General features: G+C 63.0%; 13 protein-coding genes. 7 read left to right on the top strand and 6 right to left on the bottom strand.

Translation table 11 applies throughout. The features are described from left to right. The first annotated feature begins 213 nt into the window (after positions 1-213). Together ACR3FF_RS00510 and ACR3FF_RS00505 are read left to right on the top strand one after the other, a co-directional pair. Entirely contained in the window at positions 214-885 is a 672-nt protein-coding gene (locus ACR3FF_RS00510) for a hypothetical protein (RefSeq protein ID WP_458185068.1), read from the top strand. Continuing rightward, positions 882-1,307 (top strand): hypothetical protein, encoded by a 426-nt coding sequence (locus tag ACR3FF_RS00505; protein ID WP_458185066.1) that lies wholly within the window; start codon positions 882-884, stop codon positions 1,305-1,307. Before ACR3FF_RS00510 ends, ACR3FF_RS00505 begins: the two co-directional genes overlap by 4 nt. On the opposite strand, the gene ACR3FF_RS00500 is transcribed toward ACR3FF_RS00505, so the two are convergent. After that, positions 1,273-1,638: a DUF5658 family protein gene (locus ACR3FF_RS00500; RefSeq protein ID WP_458185064.1), complete on the bottom strand. Its 366-nt coding sequence runs from the start codon at positions 1,636-1,638 to the stop codon at positions 1,273-1,275. The two genes, ACR3FF_RS00505 and ACR3FF_RS00500, sit on opposite strands and share 35 nt — an antisense overlap. Before the next feature lie 139 nt (positions 1,639-1,777). Here ACR3FF_RS00500 and ACR3FF_RS00495 point away from each other — a divergent pair, with 139 nt between their 5' ends. Continuing rightward, positions 1,778-2,455 (top strand): class I SAM-dependent methyltransferase, encoded by a 678-nt coding sequence (locus ACR3FF_RS00495; RefSeq protein ID WP_458185062.1) that lies wholly within the window; start codon positions 1,778-1,780, stop codon positions 2,453-2,455. A gap of 48 nt (positions 2,456-2,503) precedes the next feature. On the opposite strand, the gene ACR3FF_RS00490 is transcribed toward ACR3FF_RS00495, so the two are convergent. From ACR3FF_RS00490 to ACR3FF_RS00480, 3 genes are all read right to left on the bottom strand, one after another. Continuing rightward, on the bottom strand, positions 2,504-3,430 hold the full coding sequence (locus ACR3FF_RS00490) for a sulfide-dependent adenosine diphosphate thiazole synthase (RefSeq protein ID WP_458185060.1): 927 nt from the start codon (positions 3,428-3,430) through the stop codon (positions 2,504-2,506). A gap of 129 nt (positions 3,431-3,559) precedes the next feature. After that, positions 3,560-4,681, bottom strand: coding sequence for a CAF17-like 4Fe-4S cluster assembly/insertion protein YgfZ (gene ygfZ, locus ACR3FF_RS00485; RefSeq protein ID WP_458185058.1), 1,122 nt, complete (start codon positions 4,679-4,681; stop codon positions 3,560-3,562). Between the two features lie 41 nt (positions 4,682-4,722). Then, the gene (locus tag ACR3FF_RS00480; protein WP_458185056.1) at positions 4,723-5,019 is read right to left on the bottom strand and encodes a DUF6432 family protein; all 297 of its coding nucleotides are present in this window, start codon (positions 5,017-5,019) and stop codon (positions 4,723-4,725) included. 211 nt (positions 5,020-5,230) lie between these two features. On the opposite strand from ACR3FF_RS00480, the gene ACR3FF_RS00475 reads away from it, so the two are divergent. Both ACR3FF_RS00475 and ACR3FF_RS00470 read left to right on the top strand, forming a co-directional pair. Next, positions 5,231-5,701, top strand: coding sequence for an Lrp/AsnC family transcriptional regulator (locus ACR3FF_RS00475; RefSeq protein ID WP_458185054.1), 471 nt, complete (start codon positions 5,231-5,233; stop codon positions 5,699-5,701). A gap of 87 nt (positions 5,702-5,788) precedes the next feature. Further along, on the top strand, positions 5,789-6,199 hold the full coding sequence (locus tag ACR3FF_RS00470) for a DUF7344 domain-containing protein (protein ID WP_458185052.1): 411 nt from the start codon (positions 5,789-5,791) through the stop codon (positions 6,197-6,199). Between the two features lie 74 nt (positions 6,200-6,273). On the opposite strand, the gene ACR3FF_RS00465 is transcribed toward ACR3FF_RS00470, so the two are convergent. Then, positions 6,274-7,674, bottom strand: a complete 1,401-nt coding sequence (locus ACR3FF_RS00465; RefSeq protein ID WP_458185050.1) for a dihydrolipoyl dehydrogenase family protein — start codon at positions 7,672-7,674, stop codon at positions 6,274-6,276. A 207-nt stretch (positions 7,675-7,881) separates the two neighbouring features. Next, positions 7,882-8,553 carry an MBL fold metallo-hydrolase gene (locus ACR3FF_RS00460; protein WP_458185048.1) on the bottom strand — a complete coding sequence of 224 codons (672 nt, stop codon included), beginning with the start codon at positions 8,551-8,553 and terminating at the stop codon, positions 7,882-7,884. Positions 8,554-8,625: 72 nt separating this feature from the next. Here ACR3FF_RS00460 and ACR3FF_RS00455 point away from each other — a divergent pair, with 72 nt between their 5' ends. Beyond that, on the top strand, positions 8,626-8,865 hold the full coding sequence (locus ACR3FF_RS00455) for a DUF8142 family protein (RefSeq protein WP_458185046.1): 240 nt from the start codon (positions 8,626-8,628) through the stop codon (positions 8,863-8,865). Positions 8,866-8,949: 84 nt separating this feature from the next. Next, positions 8,950-9,261: a cupin domain-containing protein gene (locus ACR3FF_RS00450; RefSeq protein WP_458185045.1), complete on the top strand. Its 312-nt coding sequence runs from the start codon at positions 8,950-8,952 to the stop codon at positions 9,259-9,261. Positions 9,262-9,326: the final 65 nt, after the last annotated feature.

The following is a 9,326-nucleotide window of genomic DNA, read 5'->3' as shown; positions in this document are numbered from 1 at the left end:
GCTGATTGAACTATCGTGTCTTCGTCGTTCTACAAGATATCTGTCTTCGAATGACGTCCTCTGGCACTTCCTGTGGGTGTTCTGGACGAGTATGAACGGTTCTCTGACCCCTCGTGAAACAGTTAATTCTGTTTATGGATGAGATGGTATAGTTCATCTGTCGATACAAGTGTTCGCCGAACCGGCGGGGAACGCGAACACGGGAAACCAAAGATGAAGAAACCGAACACGACTCTGACACGACGTACAGTTCTCGGAACGGTCGGCGGTCTTGCTGTCGCAGGGAGCGGTCCGGCACTGCTCAGCGGGAGCACGGCCGCGGTCGATACGAAATTCACGCCGAACAACACGGAAGTCCTCACCACTGACGACGGGAGCGTCCGCGAGGTCGTCGTCGAAACCTCGGGTACCGTCTCGTGGGATGGACTCGAAGAACCCGCCGGGAGTCTCTCCCTGTCGCTGTACGCGAAACTCGACGCCGACCTCCAGTATTACGAACTCGCGGCCCAACGACTCGATGCGGCCGGACTCCACGGCCGTCTCGAGTACGATTTCGAGGCGAGGAACCTCCTCGACGACCCGGGGTTTTCGGCGGCCGATTTCGAGGCCGCGGACGGAACGGAACGTACCCGCACGGTCTGGCTTCGTCTCGACGTGACGGTGTACGGGACCGACGGGACGACGACGCTGACCACGGGGTACGCCGACGCGAGTTTCACGGTGACCGTCGAGAACCGCGACGAGAGGTGCGAGATCTCCGGCGAGGCAAACACCGGGGCTACTGCTCCCGACGAGAACGGCCAGAGCGACGGAAACGTCGACGACGGAAACGGCGACGATGGGGACACTGATTCGACCGGAGACAACCGAGGAGAAGGAGAATGACACGAAGCGGTCTCCTCACGTTCTTTCTCACCAAACGGGGCGTCGTCGTCGGACTCGTCGCCATCACAGCCGTGCTCGGTGCTGGTTTCGGGTTCGTCTTTCCAGCACTCCAGCCCTCGCCTGACGTGGACGAGGCGTCGCCACCGCCGACGGACACACCAGCCACGACGGCCGACACGACCACGGTGTCACGGCCGGACGGTTCGACGACCAGCACCGACACGTCGACTTCGGAGACGACCACCGAAGCTACCCCGACCACCAGCGAGGACGCCCGGTCTCCTCCGGACGAACGGAATCAGCGGACCGGGAGCCCACCCCGAAACGACGGTGCGTCGGTCGACGTTCAGGCGGAATCGAACGCGACCATCGCGTCGGTTCGCCCGCCTACCCGAGCAGAAGCCGCATGTTGTAGGACGTGAAAAACGCACCCATGATTGCGAGGACGACGGGTGGAGCGTACAGCACGACCCAGTCTTCCGAATCCCGTATCCCGTACACGTGAATGCCGAGACACGCGAAGAACACCGCTAATTTGAGGCCGACGAGCCCCGCGTGACCGAACGTTTCGACCGCCGCCCTGAGGAGCACGTTGGCCTCGTCTACGGTCGGACTGAAATCGAGCAGCGCTATCGTCGTCACGACGTCACCGACCCCGTACACGGCCGTCGCCAGTATCCAGAGCGAGTAGAACTCGTCTTCTCGTCCCTCAAATCCAGTTCCGTCGAGCGACAGCAGCTCCTGTCGTGTCATAATTCTTAGAATACCCTCTCGTGACAAATACCTGTCGCCGAAAGGTTTCCCGAACGCTCCCCGAGTCGGGCGTCGCGCGGTTCGAACACCCGCCGCGCCGACCCGGTTTCTTTTGTCGGCCCGTCCCCAACGAGCGAGCATGTCACGGAGCGGAACCACCGCCGCCCAGCAGTTCTACGGCCGGTGGGCGCGACTGTACGACGTCCTCGCGTCGGCGACGCCCGGACTCTCACAACTGCGCGAGCGGGCAGTGGCGCAACTCGCGCTTTCGTCCGGCGACACCGTCGTCGAGATGGGCTGTGGGACGGGGGCGAACGTCCCGCACCTCCGAGAGCGCGTCGGCCCGGAGGGGCGTGTAATCGGCGTGGACTTCACGCGCGGGATGATAGAACAGGCCTGTGCTCGCGTGGAACGCGAGGGGTGGGAGAACGTCCATCTCGTGCAGGCGGACGCGACCACGTTCGAACCGTGCGAGGAGGTCGACGCCGTCCTCGCCACTTTCGTCGTGGGGATGCTGGACGACCCCTATACGGTCGTCGGCCACTGGACCGATTGGATTCGCCCCGGCGGTCACCTCGCTCTCCTCGATGCAGGCCAGAGCACCCATCCCTACTCGTGGCCCCTGAACCAGGCCTTCCGTGGGCTGGTCGTGGCCTCCACGCCCGGCGGGGGACTGGACTTCGAACGGCCGCCGTGGAGCGTGCTCGACGAGCGAATTGCGGAAGCACGGCGCGCACTCGGAGAGCGTGCGACCGAGGTTCGGGACAGCGAACACGTGATGGGTATCGTTCGAATCGCCAGCGGGCGAGTGTCGTAGGGAGTCGAACTGGCTTCGAACGCTCGAAAACCGAGTCCGAAACCGCCGTCAGTCGTCCGCGGGCGACGGACGTCCCGCCATCTCGACGGTTCCTCCCACGCCTAACTCGTCGAGTGCGACCTGTGCGGCACGCTTGCCCGAGAGGAGCATCGCGCCGAAGGTCGGCCCCATCCGGGTCAGCCCGTAGGTCGTCGCGGTGGCGAGACCGGTAGCGACGAGTCCGTCGTGGACCTTCCCGGCGTGTTCGACGACCTCGTCCTCGCTCTTTGCGACCCACATCGAATCGTGGCCGGGCGAGTCGTGGCCGGGTGCGCCGTACTGGTCGTCCGCGGTCTTGTCCATGCCCGTGTTGTGTTCTTTCGCGTGGCTGAGTCCCGGTGCGTCGAGGACGCCACGTTCCTGGAGTTTCGAGACGACGACGGCGTCGTGGCCCGTCGCGTCGATGACGAGATCGGACTCGACCGCGATGGGGTCGACGCAGGTGAGTTCACGCGGCAGGGCGTGGACGGGCGTCCAGTTCATGACGACACCGCCGACGCTGTGACCCTCGCGGACGACCACGTCGGTGAACTCGGTCATGTTCTGCATTTTCGCGCCCGCGGCACAGGACGATTTGATGAGGGCGGAGCAGGCGTGCGGGCCGTTCGCGACGTACAGCCCTTCCGCCTCGTCGGACTCGGCGTAGGGAACGCCGAGTTCGTCGAGGACGGACTGGGCCGGGTCACGAACCGTGACCTTGTTCATCAGGAATCCGCCGAGCCAGAACCCCCCGCCGAGGTAGTTGTTCTTCTCCACGACCATCGTCTGAACCCCGCGTTCCGCGAGTTCCTTGGCGGCCATCAACCCGGACGGGCCGCCGCCGACGACGATGACTTCGCTCTCCGAAAACTCGTCGAACTCTTCGCTCCACGCGCTTCCGATGGCTCGGGTGACTTCCGCTTCGCTGACGTCGGTGAATCCTTCGAATTCGTTCATACCACCTAGTGGTATCACAGGGTAGTTAAAAATTGTTTTGTTCCGGGGATGATAGGTGATGGCTCTCGAGGCGACGGAACTCGACCACCGATTAGAAAAAACGGACCGTTCTCCCCTCTCGCGCTCGATTCAATCGTACTGGGGCAGGCGTTCTGAGGAGTCGCTTCCCTCCACGAACGGGAGCGCGACCGACGCCGCCGGAACGTCCTCGCCGTCGACTCGAACCGTCAGTTCCGTCCCCGGCGACACGTCGTAGTCCACGAGTGCCATGGCGACCGGCTCCTCTCGGGACGGACTCTCGAGCGCGCGAGTGATTTCACCGACTACCTCGTCGCCGTCGAAGACGGCGGCTCCCCGCTCCGGGACGGCTTCGGGCAGGAGTCCCGCGAGTCTGCGACTCGGCTGACCGCGATTCTCGATGCGTGAGACGACTTCCTGCCCGACGTAACAACCTTTCTCGAAGTCGAGGGCGTTCCGCAGTCCGAGGACGTTCGGAATCTCGCCGTCGAGTTCGAACTCGAACAGCGGCGTTCCGGCCTCCAGGGTCAGCGACTCCCACGTCCGTCTCCCGAAGGGGACGGCGTTCATCCCGCGAGTGAGCAGGGTGTCGAAGACGAGTTCCACGGCCGAGCGCGTGCGGCCCATCTCGTCTTCTATCTCGCCGGTAGTGCAGACGACTTCGTACCCTTCCTCACCCGTCGGTGCGTCGGTTCGGACCACGGTCACGCCCACGTCGGACATCTTCCCGCGAGCGAACGAGAGGTGTTCGTCTGGCGTGCTCGCACCGTTCAACACGCTGGCGACCTTCTCGGTAGCGCGGGGGCCGTGGACGCCGAAGACGGCGAACTGGTCGGTCGCCATCGTAATCTCTACGTCCTGGATGAACACTTTCTCGCGCCACTCTTCGGCGAGTGGGGTCGCCTCTCCAGGAGGGGTAAAGAGCAGGAGGCTATCGTCCGTACAGTAGACGTACATATCCAGTTCGATGCGGCCTTGCGGGTCGAGAAGGAGGGCGTAGGTTCCGTCTCCATCCTCGGTCGGAATCGCGTTGGAGACGACGTTGTCCACGAACTCGAGTCGGTCGTCCCCGGAGACGACGACGACACCGTAGGGCATCTCGATGAGACCGACGCCGTTTCTGACCGCGTGATGCGTGCGCTCGGGCTTTCCGTAATCGCGCGGAACCCGGCGGTTTCCGACCGAACAAAATGTCGCGCCGTGGTCGGCGTGTATCGCTTCGAGCGGATTCATACACGTATTCGATGGGGCGGGCGGGTAAAAACGTCGGATGTCTACAGGGGGAGTCGGTCGATGATTCGGTCCACGATGGTTGGTTCTTCGCCGTGTTCGTCGGGGTCGGGCATGACGCGCTCGTCGGGCTTGATTCGGGTTCGTCCGTTCTCGGTCTCCGCGTTGATGAGGTCGTCTTCCTTGAGGTTCCCCAGTGCGTCCTCCAGGTCGTCGATGTCGGCTGCTACGTGCGACCGGAGTTCGAACACCGTCATCCCTTCCTCACTCCGGTCGACGAGGGCGTCGAGCACCCGGACTTCGATGTCCGCGCGGCGTCGATACTCCCGCTTAGCCTTCATATTTCCTCCTATGTCCCCCCGGCTTTTAGCCTTATCTGCACTCTTGTCCAGTAGATGTATCCGGTCGAGAATCGAAAGCTACACCGTCGATGACGACCGGTCGTCGGATAGATTTTGACGGGAGGGCGTGCTACGCCCGCGAATATGCCGGGTGACACCACGAATTCCGAACGGAAGAAAATGTCTTGACGACTCCCACCATTGGTATCGTATGGCATCCTACGTCCTGGACGACATCGACAAGGGAATCCTGTACGCACTCCAGAACGATGCTCGCGCTACGACGACGACCGAAATCGCAAATCGGTTCGACGTCTCGGCCAGCACCGTAAGCAACCGAATCGACCAGCTCGAATCTGACGGCATCATCACGGGTTATCTAGCGACGGTGGATTACGAACGGGCAGGATTTCCATTGAACGTGGTGATGGTGTGTACCGCACCGGTCGCAGAACGAAATGAGATTGCCCGACGAGTGCTCGAAATTCCCGGTATCGTGAACGTGCGCGAACTCATGGCCGGAGAAGACAACGTTCGGATAGAAGCCGTCGGAGCGTCCAACGACGACCTGACCCGAATCGCGACTGCGCTTCCGGAGATGGGATTGGAACACCGAGACGAAATCCTGATTCGCAACCAGTACTTTCAGCCGTTACAGCGGTTCCTGAGAGCCGAAGAGTAATTCGTTTTCGACGTGAGAGTCGGAACCGTTGTGCGAGAATATAAACGAAGTTGATTCTTTCACAGTTGATATCTCTGTGTCATCAAAATGAGTTATGGCACTGTCACCTCCACGTTCTGCCAGCGACCGATGTCCGATTCATACAGACGACACCGAAGAGACGAATTGGTAGAAACATCACAGGCAGCGCCGGAGGACGACATTCCGTTCGACGTACTTTTCCAGCTGCTGAGCGATCGGGTTCGGCGTCGGATACTCCTGTCGTTGTCCGAAAGCGAAGGGAGTCGTACTTCTATCGACGAGCTATCCAACACCCTGACCGCCGAAAGGGAGACCTCGCGACGGACGACTTCCGTCCTCCTGTACCACGACCACCTCCCGCGATTGGCCGATGCCGGGCTTCTCGATTTCGACCGAGAGTCGGAATCTGTCCGATATCGTCCGGACAGGAGAGTCGAACGCCTGTTGTCCGTGATTTCGATGTCCCAGGGCAGGTGAGAATCGCTATCCGAGTTCCGGTTCGATGGCTACCGGTATCGATGACTCGGGGTGACGAAACGCGTCCGACCGCGTCACTCGTTCTCGACTTCCACGCTCGCGTCCCGGAACAAGCCATCTAAAATCTCGGGTGTCGTCGGGTGGTACGCCCGGTCTGGCACGTCGCGAACGTCCATCTCCCGTTCGACGACGACCTGCATGGTCTTGGCCATCACGTCGGCGTGATAGTGTAGCCCCTGGTAACCGAGTACCGTCCCGTCGTCCGCATCGACCACCAGTTTCGCGAGCCCTTCGGGGACGTGTTTCGTCTTGAACACGCCGTCGTCGCTGGCGTGACGCGTCACAGCGACGTAGTTTCTACGCTCTGCGTTCGCCATACGTTCGGAGAGACCGACTCTGGCGAACGGGTAGACGCCCGCGCCGGAGAAGATGACGTGATGGTGGACGTTCTCGTAGGGTTCGAGGTCGTCCCCGCGTGCGTGAGCGAGGATGTTGTCGGCGGCCGCAAAGCCCTGCTCTTTGGCGACGTGGAGGATGGGTTCTTTCCCGTTCACGTCGCCGACGACGAAGGTCCGGGGGTCGTCGCGGGCCTGCATGGTGTCTTCGACCCACCCCGGCCCCGGTTCGAGCGACGTGTTCTCCAGTCCGAGTCGTTCGAGATTCGGTCGTCGTCCCGTGAACAAAAAGAGCTGGTCGGCGTCGATAGCCCGCGCTTCGCCGTTCTGCTCGACGTGGAGGCGGACGCCCTCCTCGGTGGCTTCGACGCGCTTCTCGAAGGTTTCGGTGAGGATTTCGACGCCGAACTCCTCGCGATAGACGTCGAGCAGTTCGTCACCGAACGGTTCGTCGGCCTCGTCCAGCGGGCGCTCGTCGTGTTCGACGACGGTGATGTCCATCCCCGCCGCCTCGCTGAGGTAGGGGACGAGTTCGATGCCGGTGTAGCCGAATCCCATCACCACGCCCGAGTCGGGAAATTCGGTCGCGTCGAGCACGTCCGCGCTGGTCATGTAGTCGACCTGTCCGATTCCGGGGAGACCGGGAACGTTCACGACCGACCCCGTGGCGACGACGACGTAATCCGCCTCGATTTCCCGGTCGCCGACGGCGACCGTGTGTCCGTCCACGAACCGAGCGGTGTCGTGGTAGAACTCGACGTTCTCCCGCTCCGCGAGGTCGTGGACGGCGGCCCGGCGGTGTTCTGCGAACCCGAGGACGTGTTCGTCCTTCCGGGCGACGACCGACTCCACGTCTACCGTCGGTGGCTTCGAGAGGCGGGAGTCGTGGCGAGCCTGAAACCGGTGGGCCGCCGCCGACAGCACTTCCTTGGAGGGCATACATCCACGGAGGATGCACAGCCCGCCGCCGGGGTCCCCGTCGTCGACCAGCGTCAACCGGACGTCCTCGTCCGCGAGACGGTTCGCGACGGCGACACCTGCGCTTCCGTACGCGCCGACGATGAGTACGTGGGTTCCCATGTCTCGTGCAATGGGCGACGGGGGTTTATGAATTGAGGTGTCGGCGGGAACGGTAGGAAAGCGAGTGACCTCCCTGGGAGCGAACGAGAAACATCCGTGCGTATTCAGAAGCGTTCGAGAACGGCACGGACCGCCCTGTCGCCAGCGACCACGGAGTTCCTGCCGGGGGGTTCGACGGATTCCGGAGTTCGTGTTCCGCCGCGTCGCTCACAGCGTCGCCGCGAGTTCTCGCAGCCGGTCGCTCCCGTCGCGGACGAAGGGGACGCCGTGACCCATCGCCGCGACTGCGAACTCGGGCGTCTGTTCTGCGAGCGTGACGATGCTATCGCGTACAGTGTCGGTGTCGTAGCTCACGATCCACCGCGAGGCTTCCAGTTTCCCGCGGTTCTCGTGGACAAGGTCGCCGAGGAAGGCGACGTCCAGGGCTTCGCTGACGTAGACGACGTGGCCGGGTGAGTGGCCCGGCGTGGCGTAGGCCGTGAAACTCCCGATTTCGTCGGCATCGTGGATGGAGCGGACCGGACCGTCGGGACGAGAGAGAAACGGTCGCGTGACGCGCTGGAGTGCGCCCTTGTGGTTTCCCCACCCCGGGGCTCTCTCGCCCGTGAGGAGCGGTGCATCCGCCTCGCCGACGAAGACGGGTGCGTCGAGTGGAAGCCGGGGGAGTGCGCCCACGTGGTCGAAGTCGTAGTGGGTGACGAGCACGCGGTCGACGTCGTCGACGCTGTACCCCGCGTCCTTTACGCCGTGTGCGATGTCGCCGCGGTGGAAGGGCGTTCCGGCGTCCACGAGCGTCAGGTCGCCGCCGTCGTCCGCGAGATAGCAGTTCACGCTCCCGAGGTTGAGCCACCAGAGGCCGTCCGCGAGTTCGGTCGCCATATCGACCCTACGAGCGCCACGAACTTGAGCGTGAACGGGCAGTTTTTGGTCGTGGAACGCCGAGGGGTGTCCATGGGGAGTTCACTGCCGACCGAGTCGTCCGAGGTGGACAGAAAGCGCGCCGCCCTGGCGGTCATCCCGTTCCTCGCGCTCGGACTGTTCGACCTCTTGCTCATTCTCGGATGGGGGATGGACCCGCTCTGGGGATTCGCCATCCTCCCGCCCATCCTCTTCATCAGCGTGCTGGCGTGGATCGGCTTCAAATCCGGGTTCATCACCGACCACTCCGACTACCGAGACCAACCGGAGTGAGGTCGGTTCGAGTGTGTCGGGACGGAAAGAACGACCGGCGCACGTGACCAGTCCGATTAAGTCCCGACGTACCGTGGTTCCGGTATGCTCGATCGCTATCCCGACCTCGACCCGGACGACGACGAAGTGCAGACCGACGAACTGGTCGTGACCGACGACGTGCTCGTGAAGGCGTTCGCTCTCGGGCCGGGCGCGGAACTCTCCCCGCACGAACACGGTGAGAGCACCAACGTCTTCCACGTCCTCGACGGCGACGTGACTGTGATTCAGGACGATTCCGAGGAAGTCGTCTCGGCCCCCGGCGTCGTCCTCCACGAACGTGGCGTGGTTCACGGCGCGCGAAACGACACGGACGAGACCGTCGTTCTGACGGCCAGTCTCTGTCCGCTTCCGTAGGCCGTCCTCGTTTTCCCGTTTCGTATCGACGCGCGCCACTGCGACAGCGGTCGCTTCGTCGCGCT

It is taken from the genome of Haladaptatus ordinarius, from assembly GCF_054177595.1.
This window is presented reverse-complemented; position numbering and strand designations above follow the sequence as displayed.

Excerpts from the sequence above, each read along its gene's own strand:
- ACR3FF_RS00510 (WP_458185068.1), top strand. The coding sequence starts at position 214 with ATGAAGAAACCGAACACGACTCTGACACGACGTACAGTTCTCGGAACG.
- ACR3FF_RS00505 (WP_458185066.1), top strand. The coding sequence starts at position 882 with ATGACACGAAGCGGTCTCCTCACGTTCTTTCTCACCAAACGGGGCGTC.
- ACR3FF_RS00500 (WP_458185064.1), bottom strand. The coding sequence starts at position 1,638 with ATGACACGACAGGAGCTGCTGTCGCTCGACGGAACTGGATTTGAGGGA.
- ACR3FF_RS00495 (WP_458185062.1), top strand. The coding sequence starts at position 1,778 with ATGTCACGGAGCGGAACCACCGCCGCCCAGCAGTTCTACGGCCGGTGG.
- ACR3FF_RS00490 (WP_458185060.1), bottom strand. The coding sequence starts at position 3,430 with ATGAACGAATTCGAAGGATTCACCGACGTCAGCGAAGCGGAAGTCACC.
- ygfZ (WP_458185058.1), bottom strand. The coding sequence starts at position 4,681 with ATGAATCCGCTCGAAGCGATACACGCCGACCACGGCGCGACATTTTGT.
- ACR3FF_RS00480 (WP_458185056.1), bottom strand. The coding sequence starts at position 5,019 with ATGAAGGCTAAGCGGGAGTATCGACGCCGCGCGGACATCGAAGTCCGG.
- ACR3FF_RS00475 (WP_458185054.1), top strand. The coding sequence starts at position 5,231 with ATGGCATCCTACGTCCTGGACGACATCGACAAGGGAATCCTGTACGCA.
- ACR3FF_RS00470 (WP_458185052.1), top strand. The coding sequence starts at position 5,789 with ATGAGTTATGGCACTGTCACCTCCACGTTCTGCCAGCGACCGATGTCC.
- ACR3FF_RS00465 (WP_458185050.1), bottom strand. The coding sequence starts at position 7,674 with ATGGGAACCCACGTACTCATCGTCGGCGCGTACGGAAGCGCAGGTGTC.
- ACR3FF_RS00460 (WP_458185048.1), bottom strand. The coding sequence starts at position 8,553 with ATGGCGACCGAACTCGCGGACGGCCTCTGGTGGCTCAACCTCGGGAGC.
- ACR3FF_RS00455 (WP_458185046.1), top strand. The coding sequence starts at position 8,626 with ATGGGGAGTTCACTGCCGACCGAGTCGTCCGAGGTGGACAGAAAGCGC.
- ACR3FF_RS00450 (WP_458185045.1), top strand. The coding sequence starts at position 8,950 with ATGCTCGATCGCTATCCCGACCTCGACCCGGACGACGACGAAGTGCAG.